Genomic DNA, 24,127 nt, shown 5'->3' with positions numbered 1-24,127 from the left:
CCACGCCGTGGTGGCGCACGGGCGTGCGCGGCAGGCGCGTCAGCGACAGCCGTGGAACCGGAACCGGTGGCGACACCAGGTGCACCGAGCAGACCCCCGACGACGGGTGGAGCGCGTCCTGACCGCGGCGCGCTCCGCCACGACGTCCACGGCGGCCTCGCTCCGACGGGGCCCACGGCAGCGCCCGTGCGGGGAACGGAACCCGCCCGAGAAGACCAAGCTCCTGCGCCTGGAACGACGCGCCGCCCGGCGCAAGCAGCACCGCATGCATGGGGAGAAGACCTCCCGCCGCCTGCAGCGCACCTACGACCAGATCAAACAGCTCCGCGCCAAAGCCACGCGCCGCGCCGTCGACTGGCAGCACAAGACGACCACCACCATCGCCCGCCGGTACGCCACCGTCGTGGTCGAAGCACTCACCATCACGAACATGGTCACCTCCGCCCGGGACACCATCGAACAACCCGGCAGGAACATCGCGCACAAGTCCGGCCTCAACCGCTCCATCAGCCAGGAGGCATGGGGCCGCACCGTAACGATGCTGACCTACAAGACCGCCCGCCACGGCGGCACCCTGCACAAGGTCCCCGCCCCCGGCACCTCCCGACGCTGCCACGCCTGCGGGCACACCACACCGGGCAGCCGACACAGCCAGGCCCTGTTCGTGTGCAAGAACCCCGACTGCGCATGGTCCGGCAACGCCGACCAGAACGCGGCCCAAAACATCCTGCACCTGTACCGGACGGGCCACGCGCTCGTCCCGGCTGCCGGGAGGGCAGTCATCAGGCGTCCCCGCGGCGTCAAGCCCGCCACCGCGAGGTAGGCAGGAATCTCCCGGCTGAAGCCGGGAGAGCACTTCAATCGACGGCCTCCGCGGCCAGTTCGTAGCAGCGGATCCGTGCGTCGGCGTCATACACGGCGGCGAACAGCATCAACTCGTCCGCGCCGGTCTGCCGCACGATCTCCGCGAACCGGCGTCGCACCGTCTCCACCGTGCCGCGCGCCTGCGCCGCGGCGAACGCCCGCACAGTACCGCGCGCCTCCTCCGGAATCCCGTGCAGAGCCGCCTCTTCCGGGGAGAGCAGCGCCGACGGCTTGAGCCTCGCGATGTCGGCCGGGCGCGCCAGGCGTGCGGCCTCCTCGTCCGTGTCGGCCACGACCGTCTCGACCGCGACCATCACGTAGGGCCGGTCCGCCCACCGCGACGGTGTGAAGCGTTCCCGGTAGCGCTCCGCCGTGGCGATGCTCTGCTCCGGCCGGATGTGGTGCGCCAGCGCGATCGGCAGTCCCAGCCCAGCCGCCAGCTCCGCGCTGGCCGGGCTGGACGCCAGCAGCCACGGGCAGGCACCTCCATCGTCCGGTTGCCAGCCGGCTATCAGCTGTACTCCGCCTTCGCCGGAAAGGTACTTCAGGATCGCGGCTACGTCTTCGGTGTACTCGGCATCCGTGGTCGGCTCGCCGCCCCGGCGCAACGCCCGCACGATCGACTGGTCGAACGTACCCGGACCGCGGCCGATGCCCATGTCTATGCGATCCGGATGCAGCGTCGCTAAGGTGGCGAACTGCTCCGCGATCGCCAGTGGTGCGTGATTGGGCGCCAGGACACCGCCGGACCCGAGCCGGATACGCTTGGTCAGGGCCGCGAAGTGGGCCATCAGAACCGCCGGTACCACGCTCGCCGCCAGTTCGACTCCGTGATGCTCAGCGAACCAGACTCGCCGGTAGCCGAGTTCGTCCAGTCGACGCACGGTCCGGCGGGTCATGTCGAGCGATTCGGCAGCGGTGCGGTTGGATTCGGCGATCACAAGATCCAGCGCGGACAGTGAGATTGTCATGATCAAAGTCTAGTTACGGTCGCTGCGGCTTGAGACATCGAGCCGGTCCTCGACGCTGTCCCTTGTGCCTACACCGCCGTTCAACACCTCGCGGTCACCCGCAAGATTGCTACCGGCCTCACCGACCGGCTCCCGGCCGTCGTACCGGCCCTGCCCCCGGCGCCGTACCCGGCGCGCAGCTGCTTGCCAATGAGATGACCTCCAGAGCAGGCGCGCTGGCGTCCCCCGACTGCGAAGGGGCCGAAAGCCGCGTCTTCAACCCGATGTCAGTCGGTGGCTCCCTTTCCCGGCACTGAGCCAGAAGGGCTTTCCACGGACGAAGGTACGCCGTGGCGGATCAAGTCGAGCAGTCCCGGGAGGCTGTCATCGAGCACTTCGCGACGCAGTACCGGTTGGCGCGACGTGCCGTCGGCGACGCATACGGTGATGTCGGCGTTGAGCAGCTTGGTGAGGTGATAGGAGCAGGTCGAGGCCGGTAGCGACACCTGCTCGGCGATCTCGCCGGAGGTTCGCGGCTGCCCGTCGAGCAGCAACCGGACGATGGCCAGGCGGCTTTCGTCACCGAGCGCGGCGAAGACCTTGTGCAGGCTCGGCAGGGGCAGAGGGATCGATGTCCGGGGGTCACGATCCGCCTGCGGGCGTTCGCAGCTACTAATCAGCGGCCGAGTCGTCGTGAGACACCGGGCGGCCAAGGTCAGGGGAAGCACCGACGGCAACCGCATGAAAGCCATACCCGGTGTCTCTGGGCCTCTGGACCTTACGACGACCCATCCAACCCACGAACAAGGCAGGACCGCATGACGTCAATCGCCAAGGCAACCCTCACCCTGGAGCGGCAACGCTGAAGAAGCTCAGTGAAGCCGGCATCGGGACCCGCTGGTATGGCCGGAGGGCTCGGCGATGGCCTCGGCGAGCCCTCCCCGGCCTGCTTTCTACGCTCGTGGCATCTCGCCCGCCGAGTCGCGAGGCCGCGGCGGTGCGGTCTCCGGGATGGCGTGCTCGATCAGCGTGGCCGCGATGCCGGCGGCGGTCGGGTCGGTGTCGGTGCCGAGCGTCCGGGTCCGGACTGAGGCGCCGTCGAGCAGCAATGCCAGTTGCTCTCCGAGCAGTTCCGGGTCGACGGCGCCTGCCTCTCGGGCAGTCTCGGTCAGCCGGGCGGCGACGGACTTCTTGTACTCGCGCGCCAGTATGCGCGCGGGGTGCTCCGGATCGGTGATCTCGACGGCGGCCTCGATGAACGGGCACAGGCGTGTCCCCCCCGGTGTGGAGGTCGCCGGCTTCTCGAACGCCGCGAGCAGTCGTTCGCGGGGCGTCAGGTCGGCACGGTCGAACACCTCGGGCATCGTGCCGGGGTCCTGCTGGCGCAGATGCTCGGTGATCAGCTCGTCCTTGCTGGTGAAGTGCTGGTAGGCGGTGTGCTTGGACACGTTCGCCACCTCGCAGAGCTGGTTCATTCCGGTGTTGTTGATGCCCTGCTCGCGGAACAGATTCTGCGCCGCGTCGAGGATGCGCTCACGTGCACCTCTCCCACGGCGCTGTCCCCGCGGCCCTTTGTGCAGCTCGGTCATACGCTAAGTATACCGCTCGGTGTGCATTGTTGCGCCCTCATTCGCGGCCCGCTAGTCTTATCCAGACCGATCGGTTCACTTAGTGCGCCGGGTGCGGCACGGCACCCCGCCCGCCTGGCCGGCACCGAGCCGGACACGGGGCTTGCGCCCAGGCCGTTCGCCGCCGTTCTTCGGGCTCCGATTCGTCCACGTACACCGACCCGTTCGGGGATCGGGCCGGGCTGCTGTCTGCGACCCGACCTACTCCCCTTTGAAAGGTATTGACCGCATGAGTACCCACAGAGCCTCCACAACCGGGGGCACTGTCGCAGACCCGCGCCGCTTCCGAGCGCTTGCCGTGATCGTCCTCGCCCAACTCATGGTCGTGCTCGACGCCTCGATCGTGACCGTTGCTCTGCCCTCGGCACAGACCGGCCTTCACATCTCGGTAGCCGACCGCCAGTGGGTCTTCACCGCTTACAGCCTGGCCTTCGGCGGCATGCTGCTGCTCGGCGGCCGCATCGCCGACTTCGTGGGCCGCAAGCGAACCTTCGAGATCGGCCTGGTCGGCTTCGCTGCCGCCTCGGCTCTCGGCGGACTCGCCCAGAGCGAAGCCATGCTCTTCGCGGCCCGCGCGCTCCAGGGAGGCTTCGCCGCCCTGCTCGCCCCTGCCGCTCTCTCGCTGCTGACGGTCACCTTCACCGACCCCAAGGAGCAGGCCCGCGCCTTCGGGATCTACGGCGCCATCTCCGGCGGCGGAATATCGATCGGCCTGATCATGGGCGGAATGCTGACGCAGTGGGCGTCGTGGCGATGGACCATGCTGGTCAACGTGCCGATCGCGATTGTCGCCCTGGTCGGCTCACGCTTGCTGGTGACCGAGAGCAAAGCCGAGGGCAAGGCACACTACGACCTGCTCGGCACAGCCACGGTCACGGCCGGCCTGGTCGCCCTGGTCTACGGCTCCACCAAGGCGGAGTCCAATGGCTGGACGTCAGGAACCACGCTCACGCTCCTGGCCCTCGGCGTGATCCTGCTCGCCGCCTTCGTGATCATCGAGGCCCGTACCAAGCACCCCCTGCTGCCACTGCGGGTACTGGCCGACCGCACCCGAGGCGGCGCCTTCCTCGCCAACCTGCTCACCATCGCCGGCATGTTCTCGACGTTCCTGCTGCTGACCTACTACTTCCAGGGCATCCTCGGCTACTCGGCGCTGAAGACCGGCCTTGCCTACCTGCCGTACTCCATCGGGACCTTCGTCGGAGCCACCGTGGCCGGCAAGGTGATGGCCCGGATCGGGGCTCGGACCCTGCTGGTCGGGAGCATGGTGCTGGGCGCCGTCGGCCTGGTGCTGTTCGCCCAGCTCGACACGCACAGCGGCTTCGCCAGTCACGTCCTGCCGGCAGAAATCATCACCAGCCTGGCCCTCGGCCTGGCGATCGTTCCCCTCACCTCGGCGGCCCTGGTCGGGGTCGCCCCCGCTGACGCCGGAGTGGCCAGCGCTCTGGTCAACACCACCCAACAGGTCGGCAACTCCCTCGGTGTAGCCCTGCTCAACACCATCGCCGCCACCGCGACCGCCGGCTACATCGCCGACCACGGCACCTCCGCCGCCGCCCACTCCGCGGGGCTGGTCCACGGATACGACATAGCGTTCATCGTCGCCGCCGCCTTCCTCGCCGTCAGCGCCCTGGTCTCGCTGCTCCTGGTCCGAACTCGACGGCAGGACATGACGCTCGGAGGCGGACCGGAGGTATTCACGGAACTGGCCGAGGTGATCTGATCCGCAGTGATCCAGGCCATGCCCCGCCGCCGGGGCCGGCCTTACGGACGGCCGCCGGTCCCACGGACCGGCGGCTGACACCACTTCACCGAGCCGTCGATACGCGGTGAGCACTGGGGTCAAGTCGCTCTGGCCGAACCAGGAGATCTCTCCGTCCCTGGTCTCCAGGTCGCCGACGCAGACCGCGAGCAGGCCGGTCAGCTGCCTGCGGATGTCGACCAGCAGACCTACGGCCAACGGCCGTGAGTCCCCGCCCAGGTGGGGCGGGGACTCACGGCTCAGCGGGTGGTGGCGGTCAGTGCAGGACGACCGGCACCGAGTCCTGCGCAGAGCCCGCGTCGGACGGGCCGTCCCCTCCCTCGCTGGAGTCGACCTTCACGGTGCCGGGCCTGCCCGCGGTGACGAAGATCAGCGCGAGGACCGCCGCGACGGCCTCGATGCCGACCGCCCACCAGGTCGCGTGGGCGTAGCCGTGCACCAGGCCCTGCGCCTGCAGCAGCTTCGCATCGCTGGCGCCTGCCACGTGGGAGGCGAGGTAGTCGGTGGTTGCGGTCGCGGCGACCGTGTTCAGCAGCGCCGTACCGATCGCACCGCCCACCTGCTGCGAGGTGTTGGCCATCGCGGAAGCGACGCCCGCGTCACGCGGCTCTACCCCGTTGGTGGACAGTGCTATCCCCGGGGTGAAAGCCGTCCCCAGGCCCAGGCCCAGCAGCACCAGGCCCGGCAGGATCCCGCCCGCGTAGGAGGAGTCGACGTCAAGCTGGGTGAACAGCAGTATCCCGATTGCGGCGACCGCGTACCCGGGTGCCATCAGAGCGCGGGCCGACAGCCGGTTCACCAGCCGGGCGCCGATTTGCGTGGAGGCGATGATGAGGGCGACGACCAGCGGCAGGAAGGCGAGGCCGGTCTTGACCGCTGAGTAGCCCTGGATGACCTGCAGGTAGTAGGTCAGGAACAGGGAGACGCCGAAGATCCCGATGATTGCCAGGCCGAGCGAGAGGTACGAACCGCCGCGGTTGCGGTCAGCGATCACTCGCATCGGCAGCAGTGGATGGCGGACCTTGGATTCGACCGCTACGAAGGTGGCCAGCAGCACTGCCGCCGCCACGAACAGGCCGATCGTGGAGATCGACGACCAGCCCGCGCTCTCGGCGCGTGTGAAGCCGTAGACCAGCGAGACCAGGCCGAGGGTGGACAGCACCACACCGGGGATGTCCAGCGGGGACTGGTTGCGACTGCCCTCCGGCTCGCGGATCACGAGGTACGCGCCCAGAACGGCGACAACCGCGAAGGGGATGTTGGCGAAGAAGGTCCAGCGCCAGTCCAGGTACTCGGTCAGCACGCCGCCGAGCAGCAGCCCGACCGCGCCGCCGCCACCGGCGATGGCGCTGAAGACGCCGAACGCCTTGATCTGCTCCTTGGCGTCGGTGAAGGTCGTCGCGAGCAGTGACAGGGCCGCGGGCGCCAGCAGCGCGCCGAAGGCTCCCTGCGCGGCGCGCGCGCCGAGCAGCGTCGCCTCGTTGCCCGCGAAGCCGCCAATGGCGGAGGCGAGTGCGAAGCCGATCAGCCCGGTTACGAAGGTACGCTTCCGGCCCCACAGGTCGGCGACCCGGCCGCCGAAGAGCAGCAGGCCGCCGAAGGCGAGGGCGTAGGCGGTGATGACCCACTGCTTGTTCGCGTCGGAGATGTGCAGGTCCTGCTGTGCGCTCGGCAGCGCGATGTTCACGATGGTCGCGTCGAGCACGACCATCAGCTGGGCGATGGAGATGAACACCAGCGCTTTCCAGCGCTGGGGATCGGGAAGTGCCTTTTCGGCGTTCGCCGCGAGGGTCGGAGGCATGGAGGTGTCCACTTCTGTACACGTCGTACAAGGGAAAGGGCTCGGGGCGCGATGCGTCACGCGCGCTCAGTCGTTCGGGTTCGGATACGGCGTCTTCAGGCCGTTGAGGAAGAGCTGCAGTTGGCGGTGCAGGTCGCTGGCGGGGGAGTCGATGCCTGGAAGCGGGCGAGCGAGCCGAGATATGGCCAGCATCAGGTCTTTGAGGGTTACGTCGGACCGCAGCCCGCCATCCTTCCTGGCCCGTTCCATCAGTTCCTTGACGGCGGCTTCCAGGCGGGCGGCCCGTGCGGCGATCTCCGCCGAGGGGCTTTCGCCACCGTTGACGAACAGTCCGCACAGGGCGCCGATCTTGTCGTCCAGTGCCCTGTGCGCGAAGCGGGAGAGCGCGGCACAGGGGTCGCCACCGGCCGCGGCCACCTGAGCCGCTGCCTCGGCGCGCTCCGCGGTGCGGATCACGACGGACAGGAGTACGGCGTGCGTGAGGGCGCGGCGGTCGGCGAAGTGCCGGTAGAGGGTGGCGTTGCCGATGCCCGCGCGGCGGGCGATCTCGTCCATCGGGGCGTCGGGACCGTACTCCACGAACATGTCGCAGGCAGCCGCGACGATCCGCTCCCGGTTGCGCAGGGCGTCCGTGCGCGTCCGGTGCGCCCGGACCGCAGTCGGCTCGGCGATCGGGCTCGCGGCGCCAGCTGCGACGCTGTCGGCGACAATGGTCACAGTGGTTACTCGTCTCGACTGCCGACATGGAAACCCGGGGGCTGCATCCCCGGTTTCCACCCAGGTGTCATGGAGGCAGTCCCCGGATACTTCGGCGATCCGAGTGCCACGTGTCTCGCACCGTCACCGACGAACGGGGGACCAGACGGAAACGCCAGTCCGGGCCGACCTCGGTCATGCGCGGCCGCCCGTCCTCCATGACGAGTGCCAAAAGCCCCAGCCACTGGGCCGCATCGGCCCCGCTGACGATCTTCCACTCACCGGAGAGCCGGAACCCGTTGTCGCTCGGCACCAGGAAACCCGGCTGGCTCGAGTGCGCAATCATCGGGTCCGGGCCGTCGGCCCAGACCCGATCGACACTCGCCTCGCTGAGAAAGGCGGCGACGAAGCCCGCGGTGAGGTTCCACACGATCCAGGCCGTCGGGCCGTCGATCCGGGCAAGCCGTTCGATCAGGGCCGTGGTGGCGGCCAGCGGCAGCTCGAACCCACCTAGCTCGCTTGGTGTGTTGAGACGAAACGCCCCGTTAGCGCGCAGGTCGTCAAGGAGTCCTCCCGGAAGGCTGCGGAGATCCTCGGCTTCGTCGCGGTGTTTCTCAATCGCTGGACGGAGCACCTCGGGCAGGTACTCGGCGGCCCGGGACAGCTGAGGGCAGGAAGGCACATCGGACCTCAAAGACGAAACGAACGTTCTACCTCATAGATCTTCGCACACCGCTCGTCATTGTCAAGGTAGAACGTTCTGTATCGCTAGCGTCGGCACCGGCGGCCGTTTGTCCACGCGATGTCGCTCGACGCTTCGAGCGTGGAGAACGGCCGCCCTGCTGTCTCAAGAGCAGCCAGTACTGTTTCGCAGTGTCAGTCGGACTGGAGCATCGCCTCGATCAGATGGGGACCGGGTGCGGCCAGCGCGGCGGAGAACTGCTCGGCGAGCTCAGCCGTGCTCCTGGCGCGGGTGGCGGGAACGCCCAGGCCGGTGGCGAGCGCGGTGAAGTCGATGTCGGGTCGACTCAGGTCGAGTAGCGCACGGGCGGCCGGCCCGACCTCACCTGCGCCGACGCGGTCCAGCTCGGCACGCAGAATGGCGTAGGAGCGGTTGTTGAGTATGACGGTTGTCACGTTCAGTGCCTCGCGGGCCTGGGTCCACAGGGCAGAGATGGTGTAGAGGGCGCTGCCGTCGGCCTGCAAGCAGACGACGGGCCTTTCAGGGCTGGCGATGGCTGCGCCGACGGCGACAGGAAGACCCTGTCCGATCGCCAGGCCCACCAGGCCGAGTACGTCGTGCGCGGGCGAGTTGGCCGTGGCCGGGGCCAGTGTGTTCATGCCTTCCGTGATGGCCTCGTCGACCACGATTGCTTCTTGGGGGAGCAACGCGCCGATCACTTGCGCCCAGTTCTCCGTGCGCAAGGATTCGTTGGGAATCCGCGGCGGGGCATCGGGCACAGGCAGCGGGACGGCAAGGTCTGGTGTGACGGCATCGGCCAGTCTGGTCAGGGCGTCGGCGACGTCGAAGCCGGCGTCCGGGACCAGGGAGTGCACGGTCATCCCTGGTGGGGTGAGGATTCCCGGGCGCCCTGGGTAGGCGAACGAGGTCACTGGCTCTCGTGCCCCGACCAGCACGAGGTGCTTGATACCTGACAGCTGGCGGCCGACGGCTTCGGCTCGGTAGCCCAGGGGCTCGATGGAGGGCACGCCGGCCCCCCGACGCAGCCGGGCGGGCCATGTCGGGCAGAAGACGAGTGTTCCGGTGGCCTTCCGGATGCGGGCCGCGGCCAGCAGGCCGCTCTCGGACAGGCCGGTGCCGTCGATCAGCAGTGCGGTGGGTTCGGGCCCGGTGACCAGCGCGGCGACCACATCTATGTCGCTGTCAGGGACGGTTCGCAGCGCATGTCGCGCGTGACGTGGCGACGACGAGGTGCCCGGGGACCAGGACAGATCCGCGGGCACGATGAGTGTCGACACCGCGCCGGAGGTACCGGTTCGTGAAGGGTCCGGGTCGTCGGGGGCACCGGCACCCAAGGCCGCGGCGACCGCGGCGGCGGTGTCGGGGCCGACGTCGGCGGGAGTGGCGGGTCGGCGAACCCAGCTCGAGACGGTCGCGGCGGCGGCGTCGATGTCGGACTCCAAGGGCGAGTCCAGGTCCTTGTGCGTGTAAGCGTGGTCGCCGACGATGTTGACCACGGGAGTACGTGCCCGGCGGGCATTATGCAGATTCGCCAGGCCGTTTGCCAGGCCCGGTCCCAGATGCAGCAGTGTCGCGGCTGGACCGCCGGCCATCCGGGCGTAGCCGTCGGCAGCCCCTGTCGCCACACCTTCGAACAGACACAGCACACCGCGCATGGCCGGATGACGGTCCAGCGCGGCCACGAACTGCATCTCCGACGTACCGGGGTTGGCGAAGCATACGTTGACATCGTTGTCGAGCAGAGTTTGAAGAAGTGTTTCGGCACCGTTCATGAAGACTGACGTCTCCCACTGTTTCGCTGAATGTGAGCCCCTCGCATCGGGGCAGGGCGGGCAAACGCCGCCACGGCAGCCGACCTTGACGCAAGAGGATCGCAAGGTGCGGCGCCCCTACAGCATCGCGCAGGCATACCTGACGTCCGGAAGGGGAGGTCAACTTCTCGGCCCTGAAGGCAATGTCGCGTAGTTAGGCGGCGAGATTGACTGTCGAATCTCGGATTTCCGCTGCCGCGGAACACGTATCGGCGGCTCGGTGAAGCGGGACGACGATGCCGTCGTCCCGCTTCACCGAGCCGCTCGCACGACCCAACCGGTCCGTGTTCCGCGTAGCCGGCCGGTCAGCGGCCGTAGGCCTCCAGCAGCCGCAGCCACACCTCGCTGACGGTGGGATACGCCGGAACCGCGTGCCACAACCGGTCGAGGGGGACCTCGCCAACAATCGCGATCGTCGCGGCGTGCAGCAGTTCCGCGACATCGGGACCGACGAGTGTGAAGCCGACGATCACCCCGCGGTCCTCGTCGACGACCATGCGGGCGTGCCCCCGGTAGTCGTCGGCGTGGAGGGCCGACCCCGCGACGGCCCCCAGGTCGTGGTCGACGACACGGATGCGCAGCCCGGCGTCCTCGGCCGCCGCCTTGGTCAGTCCCACCGAGGCGATCTCCGGCTCGGTGAAGACCACTTGAGGCACCGCGCGCTCGTCGGCCGTGGCCACGTGACGGCCCCACGGACCGTCGTCGACCGCCTCGCCCGTCGCGCGCGCCACGATGACATCACCCACGGCACGCGCCTGGTACTTGCCCTGGTGGGTCAGCAGCACGCGCCGGTTGACATCACCCGCGGCGTACAGCCACCCGTCCCCCAGCGGCGCCCCGTCATCTGTGACCACCCGTAGGGTGTCGTCGACCGTGAGCCAGGCGCCCGGCTTCAGGCCGACAGCGTCCAGGCCGATGTCCTGGGTGTTCGGCGTGCGGCCGATGGCGACGAGTACCTCGTCAGCCTCGACAAGCTGACCGTTGGTCAGGGTGATGTGCACCGTGCCGTCACTGCCCCGTTTCACGGCCCCGGCCTCCGAACCGAGGAGCACCGAGACACCGGCTTCCCGCAGCGACTCGGTGACCCGTTCGCCGGCGAAGGGCTCCGAGTGCGGCAGTACGCCGTCGCGGGCCAGGACCGTCACCGACGAGCCCAGGGCGGCGAACGCCGTCGCCATCTCCGATGCCACGACGCCGCCGCCGATGACGGCGAGCCGGCCGGGGATCGTACGCGCGGCGGCCGCTTCCCGGCTGCTCCACGGCTCCGCCTCGCGCAGACCGGGGATGTCCGGCAGCAGAGCGGCGCTGCCCGTCGCGATCACGACCGCGTGCCGCGCGGTCAGCGACGTCGCGGTACCAGACTCGTCGGTGACCTCGACAACCCGGTCGGAACTGATCCGTCCCTGGCCCCGGTACAGCGTGATCCCGGCCGAGTCGAGCCAGGCCACCTGCCCGTCGTCGTTCCACTGCGAGGCGAAGCTGTCACGGCGGCGGAGCACGGCCGCGACGTCGAGGTCGCCGGTCACCGCCTCACGCGATCCCGGAACCTGCCGGGCCGCGCGCAGTGCCGCGGTGCTCCGCAGCAGTGCCTTGGTCGGCATGCAGGCCCAGTAGGAGCACTCGCCCCCGACCAGTTCCCGCTCGACGATGGCGACACTGAGCCCGCCCTGCACGACCCGGTCGGCGATGTTCTCCCCGACCGGACCGGCGCCGATCACGATGACGTCGTACGTGTTGTTACCCATGTCAGTTCTCCTGCGCGGCGCGCCCGAGGCGCAGGGCGGAGAGGAGGAAGAAGATGCCGCCCGGGACGGCGTAGCCGACGGCATTGGTCAGCGAGGGATCGTCCGCACCGGCCGTCGCGATGAACGACGCTCCGGCCAGGACCGAGATGCCACCGCTGAGGAACATCGGCCACTGGCCGCCCATCTTGCGGCGGGGTATGGCCACGATCAGCTGGACCAGGCCGGCCACGACCGCCCAGGCACCCCACACGCGCAGCACGGCCGGAATACCCGACGCGCAGGCGACGGCCAGGCCGATGGCCGTGACGAGGCTGACCGCGACGTTCACGTACAGCAGCGTGGGCGATCCCGTGCCGCGCGAGACCTTCGCGTCGTAGATGGCCGCACCCACGTCGAACAGCGGGTACAGGACCAGGAGCACGGCCCCGAACGCGGTGATCTCGTCGGTCATCGTGAACATCACGATGGCCCAGACGATGGCGAACGCGAACCGGACGAAGTAGAGCCGCCGCAGGGCAGAGGCCGTCCCGGTGGTATCGGACGGAGCAGCAATGGCGCTCACGATGATCCCTTTCAGTGGTGTACGGAGAAGAGGGCAAGTTCAGGTGTTCCTGCGGTCGGCCTTGTCGCTCTGGCCGGTTGTACATCTCCCGGACCGGCACGATCGCCCGGTCCAGGCGGTGAGGGCTGATGTCGTCTCAAGCCGCCGCTGGATACGGCCGGCATCAGGACCTCTCCAGGAAGAATGAACGTTCTGTTCGCTAGACTGGCAAGAGTGCCGTCGTTTGTCAAGACCAAACGTTCTACCCACCTGTTGTGCGGCTCCACGGCGTACGGCGGAGCGCGGCGAGCATCTGTCGGGCCTCGGACGACGCCGCCACGAGTCGATCTTCTTGAGGTGGCGGCTGGGCAGGGGAGACGGGTGCGGCATGTGCCGGTTTCCGGGACGCGGGCGAGCGGCACCGGCGGACGAGAAAAGCCGGTCGACGGCGTTACTTCTCTCCGCGATGCACGCCGTGCGAACGCCGGGGCCGGAGGCGCACCAGGCGCACCGGCGCGCCGGTCACGGGACAACGGTGGACCACGACGCGGGCTGCAAACACCCGCCTGATCGGCGTCCTTCCCCCGGCGGCGGGAAACGCTTACGAGTTATCGGGGCGGTGCTGCCTCAAGTTTGCTTATGGATACGGTCGTTCCGGTCCCTCCGACCAGCCGACTCCGTCCGCAGACCGTCACGCGAGATCGAGGCTGGCCTGGGCGATCTCAGACGTCGAGGGAAGGTGCAGAACCTGGTTCAGTCCGCCGTCAACCGTGATGGTCGCACCGTTGACGTAGCTGGCTTCGGCGCTTGCCAGAAAGGCCACAACGGCGGCGATCTCCTCGGGCGTGCCGGTGCGGCGCATGGGGATGTGGGCCGAGTACGCGTCGAGAGCACCGGGGATGCCGGCCAGCGGTCCGGTCATGCCGGTCGGATAGATGAAGCCGGGATGCACCGTGTTGGAGCGGACACCGTCGGCACCGTATTCGATCGCGATGCTGGCGCTCAGGCTTTCCGCGGCGCTCTTGGCGGCGCCGTAGGCGGGCTGGCCGTAGTTGCTGCGCAGCGCGTTGGACGAACCGATGTTGACGATGTTGCCCTTGGTCTTCTTCAGGTGCGGGACGGCGGCCTTGGCCGCGTAGAAGACCGCGCTCGCGTTGACGGCGATGATGTCCTGCCAGTCCCGCGTGTCCAGGTCGACGAGCAGGCCGACGTCACTGACGCCGGCGCAGTTCACGAGGACGTCCAGGCGGTCGAAGTCCTCGACCGTCCCGTCGACCAGCTCGACGACAGCCGCCTCGTCACGGACGTCGACGATGCGCCGGACGATCGTGCCGCCCTCAGGCGCCTGCTCGATGGTCCGGCTCAGCTTTTCCCCGTCGCGTCCGGCGATGACGACCGTCGCGCCTTCCTCTGCGAACCGGTGGGCGATCGCCGCCCCCATGCCGGACCCGCCCCCGGTGACCAGGGCCACGTGACCTGCGAACCGATGCGATCCCATACGTGCATCTCCTCTGCGACTTCAACGGATTTCGACACGGCCACGTGCGCGGCCGTGATCTTTTGCCACTCGCCCGCGGGCCAGGCGCGGCAAACCACACCAGCCTCGGTCGCAGGCCCGGCAGCATCCGGTCCCGCACGGCGAGGGAGAACGTTCGGTAGCTTCACTAAAGGGCTGCGACAGGCCCACGTCAAGACCGACCGTTCTATCTCATCCATTCAGCACCCCCCGCGGTGCCGCCACACGGTGGTGCCGACCCCATCCCTTACCGCGGCCCTGTAGCGCCGACCGACTGTTCCCGAGCCGACCAGACGTGAGCTGGCCGGTGACTCGCTCGCCTTTCCGCGCGTCGCGTGGCACGCCGGCCGCCTGAGTAGCGGTGCCGGCGATAACCTTGGCCTCCTTCCGACGAGGCCGATCGTTCTCCCTCGCCCTTCGATAACCTGGACGCATGAGCCAGAAGACCAGAGATGGCAGCACGTCGGAAGCGCGGGCGCGGCTGCTGAACACGGCGACCAGGATTTTCTACTCCGAGGGGATCCACTCCGTAGGCATCGACCGGATCGTGGCGGAGGCGCAGGTCACCCGTGCCACGATGTACCGCCATTTCGCCGGCAAGGAAGACCTCGTCCTCGCCTACCTCCAGCAGGCCGACCGGGACCTCCGGGCGCAGATCGAGGCGGCCCAGGCGGCCGAGGAGTCGGGGGCCGACAAGGTCCGCGCCGTGTGCCGGGCCATCACCGCGGGGATCCGCTCCCCGGGCTTCCGCGGATGCGCCTTCCTCAACGCGGCGGCCGAGTATTCCGACCCGGAGCACCCGGTCCACCAGGCCGTCCTGGCCCACCGGCAGTGGTTCCAGGAGAAGGTCACGGAGTTGCTGGCCCAGACCGGCTCCGCTCCCGCCGGGCCCGCGGGCCGGCATCTCGTCATGCTGCGGGACGGCGCCATGGCCTCCGGCTGCCTCTCCGACCCCGAACTGGTCTCTGAGACCTTCCTCCAGGGCGTCGAAGGCATTCTCCAGGCCCGCGCCGCCTGACGGCCGCGCCGCCCGGCGCGGCCGCCCCGACCGCGCCTGGAACGGCCGGCGCTCCTGGCCTCCCGCGACCGGACCTCTCGGCCCGCCCCCGCGATCCTGCACCTCCAGGCCCCACCGGACATGCCCGTCAGCGTGACGACTTGCGCTCCCGCAGCCAGAGCGGGTGTTCCCGCTCGGCCCATTCCCGGGCGACCGAGCCGGTGCGCATGCCCCGGCGGGCTTCCGGATCGCCCATGGCCATGCCGATGTGGCCGGCGAGCACGACTCCGAGGGTCAGGGCCAGCCAGTCGTGGACGAACGTGGCCCCGGTGCGCCAGGTCAGAGGGGTGAGGTGGGTGAACCACATCATCAGCCCGGTGCCGAGCATGACGAGCGTGGCGCCGGCGGCCCAGGCGGCGTAGATCTTCTGTCCGGCGTTGAACTTGTGCGCCGGGCGCGAGGACCGCCGCTTGTCCCGGTGCAGGGCCGCGCGCAGCCAGCGTCGGTCGTGCGGGCCGAAGCGGTTGAGCAGGGTCAGGTCGGCGCGCAGCGCCCGGGAGCCGAGCGCGGCCAGGACCGGGACCGGGAGTGCGATGCCGGCCCATTGGTGCACGGTGACCACGAGGGCTCGGCGGCCGATGAGTTCGGCGAGCGCGGGCAGGTAGAGGAAGGCCGCGGTCACGACGCACACGCCCATGAGCACGGCCGTGGCGCGGTGCGCCCAGCGCTCGGCCGCGCTGAACCGCCGCACGCGCGGGGCGAGCTCGGGGCGTGCGGCTGTCTGCCGAGGGTCAGGTCGTCGGTTCATCGTCCCGTCCGTTCGATCGGCCCACCCAGGCGTCGATGTCGTAGCCGCGCTCCTCCCAGAAGCCCGGTTCCACGTCCTGTGTGACCGTGATGCCGGAGAGCCACTTGGCGGACTTGTAGAAGTACATGGGCGCCACGTAGAGGCGTACGGGGCCGCCGTGGGAGTGGCCGATGTCCTTGTCCTGCATCCGCAGGGCGACCAGGACGTCCGCGCGGCGCGCCTGTTCCAGCGTGAGGCTCTCCGTGTAGGCCCCGTCGAAACAGGTGAAGTGCACCGCGCCGGCCGTGGAGCGCACCCCGGCGGCGTCCAGCAGGTGGGACAGGCGCACCCCTTCGAAGGGCGTGCCCGGGACCCGCCAGCCCGTAACGCACTGCACGTCGCGCACCATACGGGTCTGGGGCAGCGCCCGCAGATCGGCCAGGGTGTAGCTGGCCGGGCGGTCGACCAGGCCGTCGACGGTGAGCTGGTAGTTCTTGGCGTCCTTGTGCGGCACGGACGAGGTGACCGAGTAGTAGCGGAAGCCCCCTCCGTTCGGGAGCAGCCCCGTCAGCCCGGTGGGGTCGCCGCTCAGCACGGCTTCCGTGCCACGCTGCAGAGCGGGGGCGGCGACGATACCGAGCGCGCCCAGCCCCAGCGTGCCCAGGAAGACCCGCCGGCCGACGGGGGCGCCCCGCCCCTGCGGTGACTCAGAGTTCATGTGTCCGTCTCTCCTCCTGGAACTCCTGATTGCCGGATTCCCGGATCTGCCGGATTCCCGGATCTGCCGGATGCCCCGAACCAACTGACGCTGATCCGGGGCAGGTTGGTCATGCCTGGTGTCGTCCTGTCACTTACTCGGGCGGCACACGGAGTGTGTCGCCGTCCCGAGCGCCTGACGATGGAGCGGGTCCAGGTGCTCCAGCACGGCCCCCGACCCGGTGGCCAGGGCCAACTGCACCGTGCATGCGACGGGCTTCTCGCGCAATGCCTGCGTGTCCTTGAGTTCCTGGAGCAGGCCCGTGGTCAGTTGATCGAGCTGCTGACGGATCGGGCCGAGGTCGGGGCGCGTCGTGGGCGCTTCCTCCGGGTGAGCGGTCCAGCGGGCGAACAACCCCTTCTGCACGACCTTGCTCGCGGTGATCTGGTCCTGGAAGAACGCCGCCGCATCGTCGGGGTTCACCCCGGTAGCCTCGGCCTGGGTCCGGACCTGCTCCAGTACCTGTGCCTCGCGCACCGGGTCCTCGATGGGCGAGTCGGTGCCGAACTTGGACGCCGCCACGCCATCGCTCACGAGGATGCGCTGGATGACGAGGTCCGTCAGCGGGCCGAGCGCACCGAGCGGCTTGGCCGTACCCACCGAGCCGCTGACGGATGCGGTGTTCGCGGGGGCGTCCACGGCCATGGCCTGAGGAACGGTCAGCACGGTGGCGGCTCCCAGAAAGCCGGTGATCGCGGCGTAGCGGGTCATGTGGTTGCGCAGGTTCAACGGTCTGCCTCGGTATTCGATGGACTCGGGAAGTGGGCGGCGCTGGGACGAAGTCGCCCGCGTGCGCGGAGAGTGGGCCGACTGCTTCGACGGGCCGTCACTGGGTTTGGGAAGGGTCCGGCAGGGGGGTGGCCTTGAAGGCGTCGTACGGGTCGTACCGGTGCTTGGCCGTGAGCAGCCGCTCGGTGTTGGGGCCGTAGGCGTGGGCGATCTGGGCGGCCGCGTCCGGGCCGAGGAGGTTGGGGTAGCCGCCCGGCAGCGCCTCGGGTTCGAGGGCGTCGGCCAGGTCGCCGGCCCAGGCGCGGTGCTCCTGCGCCAAGGGGTCGGTGGGCTCCCACTGGGCGATGATCTCGATCATGAGGTGCGGGTCGCGGTTGCCGAACGCCGTGTCCGTCACGGGTATTCGTGTCGCGGCTCCGTGCAGGCTGTGCACGGACACCGCCGAGTAGGGCGAGGTCAGGGTGGAACCCGCGAGGCTCAGTACGTCCCGTACTCCCGAGGTCAGGGACGGAACGGAACGCGTGCGGATCTCGACGTGCCGGCCGAAGGGGAACTGCGCGTCGATGGACGCGAGCATCGCGGGCATGGTGGCGGGGGCGACCTGGGAGACGAGGGGTGTGCCGAGGGTGTCGAGCCGCGCCAGTGCGCGTTCTCCCGCCGTGACGTCGTCTCCGCTCCAGGTGGGTGAGAGGAACACCACGGGCTTGCCGTCGGGGCTGGGCAGGACACCGGACTGCACGGTCAGCTCGTCCGGGCTCCCGGCCAGGACGTCCGACAGCCCGGCCAGTACCGACCCGGCCTGCTTACAAGGGAACAGCACCATGCCGGACAGCAGCGTCGGCACGGAGTGCAGACGTACGCGCATCGAGGTGACGACACCGAAGTTGCCGCCGCCGCCGCGCAGGGCCCAGAACAGCTCCGGCTCCCGTTCGGCGTCGGCCGTGACGATCGAGCCGTCGGCGAGCACGACCTCGGCGGACAGCAGGTTGTCCAGGGCGAGGCCGAAGCGGCCGCTGAGCGGCCCGTAGCCACCGCCGAGGGTCAGGCCCGCCATGCCGACGGAACCGGCGGTGCCGGTCACCGCCGTCAGTCCGAAGGGCTGGGCCGCGGCGGCGAGATCGGCGGCCGTGGCCCCTCCCGCCACCTCGGCGACCCTCGCCCCCGAGTCCACCGACACCCGGCGCAGACCGGAGAGGTCGATGGTCAGGCCGCCGTCGCTCAGGGCCCTCCCGGCCCAGTCATGACCACCACCCCGCACGGTGAGCGGCACGTCGAACTCGCGCGCGGCCAGTACGGCGGTCGCCACCTCGGCCGGATCGGCGCACCGGACGATGACGCCGGGCCGGGCGGACACGGCGCCGTTCCAGATGTGCCGGCCCGTGTCGTACTGCTCCCCGGTGGACACCACCGGGCCTACCGGGATGGTCCGCCGCAGGGCGTCGGTCAGACGGCCGAGCTGTGGGTGTGTGGTCACGTTCGTGGCACCTCTGTCTTGGTGAGCTTGGCGAAAACGTGGGGGGTGGCGTCGCTTCGTGAGCCGTGGCAGACCGGGGCCGCCGGGAGGTCGGACCGAGGCCGTGCTGCGGCCCGGCCGGCCCTGGGCGCAGCGGCCCCGGCCGGTGAAACGTTCGTGCGCGGGTGTGTCACTTGGTGTTGCGGGCGGCGTCTTCGATGATGTGGGTGACCGCGCTGGGGTGGCTGATCATCACGGCGTGGGAGGCGTTGACCTCTTCGGTGTGCGCGCCGGCCCGCTTCGACATCGAGTGCTGCAGCGCGGGAGCGATGGCGTGGTCCTGGCGGGTGATCAGGCTCCAGGACGGAATCGTGCGGAACGCCTCCTGAACGCTGGCATCCGTGACCGCCTTGGTGTTGGCGGGCCGCTGCACCGCCGCCAGATCGGCAGCCGTCGTCTTGTCGACGTCACCCGCGAACGCGTCCCGGAAGTGGTCCGGATCGATGGACACATCCGTACCGCCCGGAACCTCCGTCTGCACCAGCGGAATCGCCGGCGAGGACTGGGCCGCCAGATCCCCCACCGTCTCACCCTTCTCAGGGATGAAACCCGCGATGTAGACCAGAGCCTTGACATCCGGGTCCGAGGCGGCCGAGTTGGTGATCACCGCGCCGCCGTAGGAGTGGCCGACCAGCACCACAGGGCCCTTGATCGTCGACAGGTAGCTGGAGACGTAGGCCGAGTCACTGGTCAGCCCCTGCAGCGGATTCGCGATCGCCCGCACCGGATAACCGTCCTTGCGCAGTCGCTCCAGCACCTGCGACCAACTCGACGAATCCGCCCACGCCCCATGCACCAGGACGACGGTCGGCTTCGCGGAAGCGGCCGCGGGGGAATGCCCCTTGTCGGTCGCCATCGCCACACCCGGAGCAGTCGTGACACCCAACAGCGTCAAAGCACCAGCAGCAAGCGCGACACGACGCGAAATACGAAAACGCATGATCAGACCTCTCAGAACGACAACGGACCCACAACCCGCGGACCCGAACACAAATGGCAGACCCGGACGCAGAAGCCCGACCCGGCGCAGACACGGACAACAGCCGGCAGACGAACCCGCCGGCCAGGCAGCGGCGAACCACCGCACCCGTACTGCGACAGGCCCGGTGCCACCCAGGCCCACACCGAAGGAGAACGTTCGGTAGCGCCAATACAAGCGCCTTCAGTAAACCCTTGTCAAGACCGAACGTTCTATCTCATTGTTTGCTAGCCTGCCATCATGCACCCGACCCCAGAAAGCGGTAGCGCCTCCGAGGCGCGAGCACGGCTACTCAGTACGGCGACCAGGATTTTCTACGCGGAGGGAATCCACTCCGTCGGCATCGACCGGATCACCGTTGAAGCGAAGGTGACCCGGGCCACGCTGTACCGGCACTTCGCGGGCAAGGAAGAACTCGTCCTCGCCTACCTCGATCAGGCAGACCGGGGAATCCGCGCCCAGATCTCCGCCGCCCGGGCGAGCAGCCCGTCAGACGTCGGCAAGGTACAGGCCGTCGCCGAATCCATCACCCAAGGCATCCTTCAGCCGGGCTTCCGCGGCTGCGCCTTCCTCAACGCGGCAGCCGAATACCCCGACCTCAGCCATCCGATCCACCAGGTCGTCCTGGGTCACCGGCAATGGTTCCTGGACACCGTCACGGACATGCTGGCGCCGATCAGCGACGCCCCCGCCGGCCCGGCCGCCCGCCACCTCGTCATGCTCCGGGACGGCGCCATGGCGGCCGGGTGCCTCTTCGACCCCGCACTGGTCTCCGCGACCTTCCGGAAGGGCGTCGACGGAATCCTCCTGGCCCGCACCGGCTCGGCGACCGAGTCCGACCCCACACCCTCCCTCGCCAGCACCGCGGACCAGGCACCCTGACCCCTCCCGCCTCCGCCACCCCGACGGACCGGACCACACCTCGGACGCCGACAGGTCGCCGGAGACGTGGAGAGCCTCTTCGAAGGATCCATCCCGCACGACGGCCCCACACCGTGGGAGGCCATGACCTCCCACCAGGAACGGTCCGCCTCGCCAGCCGTCGCGATCGCGTCGGACGGTCACGCCCGACGCGATCCGCACGGCCCTGTCCGCCAAGAACAGAAAACCTCTCGACGCGGCACTCCCAGCGTGTCCCATCCCGCGCCGCGTCCGTGGACACATAGTTGCCTCAAGCAATGACATTGGAGATACACACGTGGCCGAGAACGCCCTGTACGAGGAGCTGATGCGTCAGTTGAGCGCCGTCGGTTCCGTACGCCGGGAGCTGGGCCGGATCGTGCCGGCCGGTGGCTCCGACAACTCCGCCACGGTGCTGGCCCTTCTCGGCCGTCACGGTGCCATGCGCATCGGCAGGCTCACCGAACTGCTCCGTGTCGACCCGTCGGTCACCAGCCGTCACGTCACCCAACTCACCATGCTGGGCTGGGTCGACCGCAACCCCGACCCCGCCGACCGGCGCTCCGGCGTCCTGCACCTGACCCCCGAAGGCCACGCCCGGCTCGCCGAACTGTCCGACCGCCGCTCTTGGGAACTGGCCACACGGCTGGCCGACTGGAGCGACGAGGACATCCGCCGACTGACCCGGCTGCTGGCCCGGCTACGCACCGACTTCGACGCCCGCCAAACCGGACAGCACGCGTTCGCAGACCCGACCGAGGACGCCCACCGCCCCCGTACCCCTGCCGCGTAACACCCCACTGACACCAGACAAGGAACCACACCCCATGACAACCACCCCCAACACAGGTGTGCACACGCACGCCCCGCACGAGGAAGGGGCCGCCCACGAGCCGATGACCCATGCGCAGATCATGCGCGCCCTGTCGGGACTGCTGCTCGGCCTGTTCTGCGCCATCCTGTCCTCGACCGTCGTCACCAACGCGCTCCCGCGGATCATCAGCGACCTCGGCGGCGGCCAGTCCGCCTACACCTGGGTCGTCACCTCCTCCCTCCTCACGGTCACCGCCTCCACCCCCCTGTGGGGCAAGCTCGCCGACCAGTTCAGCAAGAAGATCCTGGTCCAGTCGGCACTGGTGATCTTCGTCGTCGGCTCCCTGGTGGCCGGCTTCGCGCAGAACCCCGCCACGCTGATCACCGCCCGGGTCATCCAGGGCATCGGCGGCGGCGGCCTGTCCGCCCTCGGGCAGATCGTGCTGGCCGCGATGATCTCCCCGCGCGAGCGCGGCCGTTACTCCGGCTACCTGGGCGCCACCTTCGCCGTCGCCACCGTCGGCGGCCCACTGCTCGGCGGCGTCATCACCGACACCTCCTGGCTCGGCTGGCGCTGGTGCCTGTTCGTCGGCGTCCCCTTCGCCGTCATCGCCCTGATCGTGCTCCAGCGCACCCTGAACCTGCCCGTGACCAAACGTCAGGTCAAGGTCGACTGGGCCGGCGCCTTCTTCATCACCGCCGCCGTGTGCACCCTGCTGATCTGGGTCACCTTCGCCGACGACAAGTACAACTGGCTGTCCTGGCAGACCGGCACACTGGTCGGCACGGCACTCCTGCTGACGCTGGTCTTCCTGTTCGTCGAGACGAAGGCCGACGAGCCGGTCATCCCGCTGCGGCTGTTCCGCAACCCCACCATCGCCCTCGCCTCCGCCGCCTCCCTGTTCGTCGGCATCGCCCTGTTCGCGGGCACCGTCTTCTTCAGCCAGTACTTCCAGCTCGCACGCGGTGAGTCCCCGACCATGTCGGGCGTCATGACGATCCCGCTCATCACCGGCCTGTTCATCTCCTCCACCGTCTCCGGCCGACTCATCACCCGCACCGGCAAGTGGAAGGCATGGCTCCTGACCGGCGGCGCCCTGCTGACAGCGGGCCTGGCCCTGCTCGGCACACTCCGCCACGACACCCCCTACGTGTACATAGCGACCTACATGGCCCTGGTCGGACTCGGCGTCGGCATGACCCTGCAGAACCTCGTCCTGTGCACGCAGAACCAGGTGTCTTCGAACGACCTCGGCGCCGCGTCCTCCACGGTGACCTTCTTCCGCTCGCTCGGCGGCGCCGTGGGCGTCTCGGTGCTCGGCTCGATCCTCACCACCCGCATCGGCCGCCACGCCCTCGCGACCATCACCCAGCTCAGCCCGCAGGACCAGGCCACCGCCGCGAAGGCATCCGGAAGCGGCCAACTGCCCGACCTCACGATCCTGCCCACTCCCGTCCGCACCTGGCTGGAAGGCGCCTACGGCCACGGCATCGGCGACATCTTCCTGTACGTCGCCCCCATCGCCCTGATCGCCTTCCTGATCACCCTGTTCATCAAGGAGGTCCCCCTGAGCGCCTCCAGCGGCCTCGCCAAGGCGGCGGAGACGGAACCCGCGTCCTGACCACACCTCAGGCCCTCGTGGCAGATGTCCCAGGGGACACCTGCCACGAGGGCCTTCGTCGTACGTGAACCTCTACTCCAACGCAGGGGTGAACACCGTTCCTGGTCGGTCAGCGCCTGCGGGCACTTCTCCGACGAGACCGCTGTCCACCCAGCCCTTCGGCTCCCGTGCCGCCCCCGCTTCTGGGAGGCGCGCCGACTGCCCTCAGCCTTGGAGGAACGCCTCGACGTCCTCGACGAGCCGGTCGGTCTCTTCGGAGGCCAGCTGGTGGCCGGAGTGCTCGTAGACCTCGAAACGGGCGCCGGGGATACCACGGGCGACTTCCTGGCCGACCTCCGGCGGGTTCAGGCCGTCGGCACGGCCGGAGACGACGAGGGTCGGCGCGGTGATCGTCGCGAGACCGGGTCGGAGGTCGAAGCCGCGCAGCGAGCGGTCAATCGTGGTCCGTTCCTCGGGGGTGAGGACGACCCGTTGCGCCGCGAGCTGGGCGGCCAGAATCTCGTCGCGCCGCGCCTGTGAAGTGTGCGGGGACCACAGCGTCCCGGCCAGGAAGGCAGTCGTCTCCTCCGGCGTGGCCGTCGTGAGGTCGAAGCCCTTCCGGGCCGCATAGGCGGCTATGGAAGAGGTCCGGCCGTGCGCCTTCGAGACGACGAGCACGAGCCCGGAGACCCGCGCCGGCTCCAGGATCGCCGCCTGCGCGGCGAGGTAGGAGCCCATCGAGATGCCGAGGATCGCTGCCTCTTGGTAGCCGAGGGCGGCGATGAGCCCGGCCAGGACCCGCCCCTGGTCCTCGATGCCGAACTCGGCCGGATGCGAGGAGAGGCCGTGCCCGAGGGCGTCCGGCGCGATCACCCGGAACCGCCGGGCGAAGCGCTGCGCGAGCGGCGCCAGCCCCGCGGACTCGCCGTACAGTCCGTGCACCAGCACGAGCGGCGGCGATCCCGCCTCGCCGTGCTCCACGTAGTGGATCATGTGCTCGTCGATCTGCAGCTCGGGCATCCCCCATCCTTTCT

General features: G+C 69.4%; 21 protein-coding genes and 1 pseudogene. 6 read left to right on the top strand and 16 right to left on the bottom strand.

The window, feature by feature from the left end:
- Positions 1-79 precede the first annotated feature (79 nt).
- Complete coding sequence (locus IEZ19_RS25420) at positions 80-823, top strand: RNA-guided endonuclease InsQ/TnpB family protein (RefSeq protein WP_506005003.1); 744 nt, start codon at positions 80-82, stop codon at positions 821-823.
- A 34-nt stretch (positions 824-857) separates the two neighbouring features.
- On the opposite strand, the gene IEZ19_RS25415 is transcribed toward IEZ19_RS25420, so the two are convergent.
- From IEZ19_RS25415 to IEZ19_RS25405, 3 genes are all read right to left on the bottom strand, one after another.
- Entirely contained in the window at positions 858-1,835 is a 978-nt protein-coding gene (locus IEZ19_RS25415; protein WP_189313601.1) for an MsnO8 family LLM class oxidoreductase, read from the bottom strand.
- Positions 1,836-2,101: 266 nt separating this feature from the next.
- Complete coding sequence (locus IEZ19_RS25410) at positions 2,102-2,566, bottom strand: ArsR/SmtB family transcription factor (protein ID WP_229840748.1); 465 nt, start codon at positions 2,564-2,566, stop codon at positions 2,102-2,104.
- A 201-nt stretch (positions 2,567-2,767) separates the two neighbouring features.
- Entirely contained in the window at positions 2,768-3,403 is a 636-nt protein-coding gene (locus IEZ19_RS25405; protein ID WP_189313600.1) for a TetR/AcrR family transcriptional regulator, read from the bottom strand.
- A gap of 268 nt (positions 3,404-3,671) precedes the next feature.
- On the opposite strand from IEZ19_RS25405, the gene IEZ19_RS25400 reads away from it, so the two are divergent.
- On the top strand, positions 3,672-5,165 hold the full coding sequence (locus IEZ19_RS25400) for an MFS transporter (protein ID WP_189313599.1): 1,494 nt from the start codon (positions 3,672-3,674) through the stop codon (positions 5,163-5,165).
- A 295-nt stretch (positions 5,166-5,460) separates the two neighbouring features.
- Here the strand turns inward: IEZ19_RS25400 and IEZ19_RS25395 are convergent, their stop codons facing one another.
- The 7 genes from IEZ19_RS25395 to IEZ19_RS25365 form a co-directional block, all read right to left on the bottom strand.
- Positions 5,461-7,005: an MFS transporter gene (locus tag IEZ19_RS25395; RefSeq protein WP_189313598.1), complete on the bottom strand. Its 1,545-nt coding sequence runs from the start codon at positions 7,003-7,005 to the stop codon at positions 5,461-5,463.
- A 66-nt stretch (positions 7,006-7,071) separates the two neighbouring features.
- A complete protein-coding gene (locus IEZ19_RS25390) occupies positions 7,072-7,716 on the bottom strand; it encodes a TetR/AcrR family transcriptional regulator (RefSeq protein WP_373297047.1) in 645 nt (214 codons plus the stop codon).
- 73 nt (positions 7,717-7,789) lie between these two features.
- Positions 7,790-8,395 carry an acyl-CoA dehydrogenase family protein gene (locus tag IEZ19_RS25385; protein WP_189313596.1) on the bottom strand — a complete coding sequence of 202 codons (606 nt, stop codon included), beginning with the start codon at positions 8,393-8,395 and terminating at the stop codon, positions 7,790-7,792.
- A 182-nt stretch (positions 8,396-8,577) separates the two neighbouring features.
- Positions 8,578-10,176 carry an acetolactate synthase large subunit gene (locus IEZ19_RS25380; RefSeq protein WP_189313595.1) on the bottom strand — a complete coding sequence of 533 codons (1,599 nt, stop codon included), beginning with the start codon at positions 10,174-10,176 and terminating at the stop codon, positions 8,578-8,580.
- A gap of 344 nt (positions 10,177-10,520) precedes the next feature.
- Positions 10,521-11,960: a dihydrolipoyl dehydrogenase family protein gene (locus IEZ19_RS25375; protein WP_189313594.1), complete on the bottom strand. Its 1,440-nt coding sequence runs from the start codon at positions 11,958-11,960 to the stop codon at positions 10,521-10,523.
- 1 nt (position 11,961) lies between these two features.
- The gene (locus IEZ19_RS25370; protein WP_189313593.1) at positions 11,962-12,522 is read right to left on the bottom strand and encodes a hypothetical protein; all 561 of its coding nucleotides are present in this window, start codon (positions 12,520-12,522) and stop codon (positions 11,962-11,964) included.
- A 670-nt stretch (positions 12,523-13,192) separates the two neighbouring features.
- Complete coding sequence (locus IEZ19_RS25365; protein WP_189313592.1) at positions 13,193-13,999, bottom strand: SDR family NAD(P)-dependent oxidoreductase; 807 nt, start codon at positions 13,997-13,999, stop codon at positions 13,193-13,195.
- Between the two features lie 451 nt (positions 14,000-14,450).
- Here IEZ19_RS25365 and IEZ19_RS25360 point away from each other — a divergent pair, with 451 nt between their 5' ends.
- Complete coding sequence (locus tag IEZ19_RS25360) at positions 14,451-15,035, top strand: TetR/AcrR family transcriptional regulator (RefSeq protein WP_189313591.1); 585 nt, start codon at positions 14,451-14,453, stop codon at positions 15,033-15,035.
- A gap of 127 nt (positions 15,036-15,162) precedes the next feature.
- Here the strand turns inward: IEZ19_RS25360 and IEZ19_RS25355 are convergent, their stop codons facing one another.
- From IEZ19_RS25355 to IEZ19_RS25335, 5 genes are all read right to left on the bottom strand, one after another.
- Entirely contained in the window at positions 15,163-15,822 is a 660-nt protein-coding gene (locus tag IEZ19_RS25355; protein WP_189313590.1) for a cytochrome b/b6 domain-containing protein, read from the bottom strand.
- Positions 15,806-16,519, bottom strand: coding sequence for a molybdopterin-dependent oxidoreductase (locus tag IEZ19_RS25350; protein WP_189313589.1), 714 nt, complete (start codon positions 16,517-16,519; stop codon positions 15,806-15,808). The genes IEZ19_RS25355 and IEZ19_RS25350 overlap by 17 nt, the downstream gene beginning before the upstream one ends.
- A 129-nt stretch (positions 16,520-16,648) precedes the next feature.
- On the bottom strand, positions 16,649-17,287 hold the full coding sequence (locus tag IEZ19_RS25345; RefSeq protein WP_229840746.1) for a chorismate mutase: 639 nt from the start codon (positions 17,285-17,287) through the stop codon (positions 16,649-16,651).
- A gap of 97 nt (positions 17,288-17,384) precedes the next feature.
- Positions 17,385-18,761, bottom strand: a complete 1,377-nt coding sequence (locus IEZ19_RS25340) for an FAD-binding oxidoreductase (protein WP_189313588.1) — start codon at positions 18,759-18,761, stop codon at positions 17,385-17,387.
- A gap of 169 nt (positions 18,762-18,930) precedes the next feature.
- The gene (locus tag IEZ19_RS25335; protein WP_229840734.1) at positions 18,931-19,656 is read right to left on the bottom strand and encodes an alpha/beta fold hydrolase; all 726 of its coding nucleotides are present in this window, start codon (positions 19,654-19,656) and stop codon (positions 18,931-18,933) included.
- A 363-nt stretch (positions 19,657-20,019) separates the two neighbouring features.
- On the opposite strand from IEZ19_RS25335, the gene IEZ19_RS25330 reads away from it, so the two are divergent.
- The 3 genes and pseudogenes from IEZ19_RS25330 to IEZ19_RS25320 all read left to right on the top strand — a co-directional run.
- Positions 20,020-20,661 (top strand): TetR/AcrR family transcriptional regulator, encoded by a 642-nt coding sequence (locus IEZ19_RS25330; RefSeq protein WP_189313586.1) that lies wholly within the window; start codon positions 20,020-20,022, stop codon positions 20,659-20,661.
- A gap of 316 nt (positions 20,662-20,977) precedes the next feature.
- Positions 20,978-21,472, top strand: a complete 495-nt coding sequence (locus tag IEZ19_RS25325; protein WP_189313585.1) for a MarR family transcriptional regulator — start codon at positions 20,978-20,980, stop codon at positions 21,470-21,472.
- A 103-nt stretch (positions 21,473-21,575) separates the two neighbouring features.
- Positions 21,576-23,111, top strand: a pseudogene (locus IEZ19_RS25320) (MDR family MFS transporter); the annotation flags it as partial.
- Between the two features lie 207 nt (positions 23,112-23,318).
- Here IEZ19_RS25320 and IEZ19_RS25315 read toward each other — a convergent pair.
- Positions 23,319-24,113, bottom strand: a complete 795-nt coding sequence (locus tag IEZ19_RS25315) for an alpha/beta fold hydrolase (RefSeq protein ID WP_189313583.1) — start codon at positions 24,111-24,113, stop codon at positions 23,319-23,321.
- Between the last annotated feature and the right edge of the window lie 14 nt (positions 24,114-24,127).

The organism is Streptomyces brasiliensis, assembly GCF_014647875.1.
In the GTDB taxonomy this organism is placed as follows: domain Bacteria; phylum Actinomycetota; class Actinomycetes; order Streptomycetales; family Streptomycetaceae; genus Streptomyces; species Streptomyces brasiliensis.
Note: the sequence above shows the minus strand (reverse complement) of the source record. Positions and strands in the feature narration are given on the sequence as shown.

What these genes read in the sequence shown, in the direction of transcription:
- IEZ19_RS25415 (WP_189313601.1), bottom strand. Translation starts at nt 1,835, where the DNA reads ATGACAATCTCACTGTCCGCGCTGGATCTTGTGATCGCCGAATCCAAC.
- IEZ19_RS25410 (WP_229840748.1), bottom strand. Translation starts at nt 2,566, where the DNA reads ATGGCTTTCATGCGGTTGCCGTCGGTGCTTCCCCTGACCTTGGCCGCC.
- IEZ19_RS25405 (WP_189313600.1), bottom strand. Translation starts at nt 3,403, where the DNA reads ATGACCGAGCTGCACAAAGGGCCGCGGGGACAGCGCCGTGGGAGAGGT.
- IEZ19_RS25400 (WP_189313599.1), top strand. Translation starts at nt 3,672, where the DNA reads ATGAGTACCCACAGAGCCTCCACAACCGGGGGCACTGTCGCAGACCCG.
- IEZ19_RS25395 (WP_189313598.1), bottom strand. Translation starts at nt 7,005, where the DNA reads ATGCCTCCGACCCTCGCGGCGAACGCCGAAAAGGCACTTCCCGATCCC.
- IEZ19_RS25380 (WP_189313595.1), bottom strand. Translation starts at nt 10,176, where the DNA reads ATGAACGGTGCCGAAACACTTCTTCAAACTCTGCTCGACAACGATGTC.
- IEZ19_RS25375 (WP_189313594.1), bottom strand. Translation starts at nt 11,960, where the DNA reads ATGGGTAACAACACGTACGACGTCATCGTGATCGGCGCCGGTCCGGTC.
- IEZ19_RS25365 (WP_189313592.1), bottom strand. Translation starts at nt 13,999, where the DNA reads ATGGGATCGCATCGGTTCGCAGGTCACGTGGCCCTGGTCACCGGGGGC.
- IEZ19_RS25360 (WP_189313591.1), top strand. Translation starts at nt 14,451, where the DNA reads ATGAGCCAGAAGACCAGAGATGGCAGCACGTCGGAAGCGCGGGCGCGG.
- IEZ19_RS25355 (WP_189313590.1), bottom strand. Translation starts at nt 15,822, where the DNA reads ATGAACCGACGACCTGACCCTCGGCAGACAGCCGCACGCCCCGAGCTC.
- IEZ19_RS25350 (WP_189313589.1), bottom strand. Translation starts at nt 16,519, where the DNA reads ATGAACTCTGAGTCACCGCAGGGGCGGGGCGCCCCCGTCGGCCGGCGG.
- IEZ19_RS25335 (WP_229840734.1), bottom strand. Translation starts at nt 19,656, where the DNA reads ATGGCGACCGACAAGGGGCATTCCCCCGCGGCCGCTTCCGCGAAGCCG.
- IEZ19_RS25330 (WP_189313586.1), top strand. Translation starts at nt 20,020, where the DNA reads ATGCACCCGACCCCAGAAAGCGGTAGCGCCTCCGAGGCGCGAGCACGG.
- IEZ19_RS25315 (WP_189313583.1), bottom strand. Translation starts at nt 24,113, where the DNA reads ATGCCCGAGCTGCAGATCGACGAGCACATGATCCACTACGTGGAGCAC.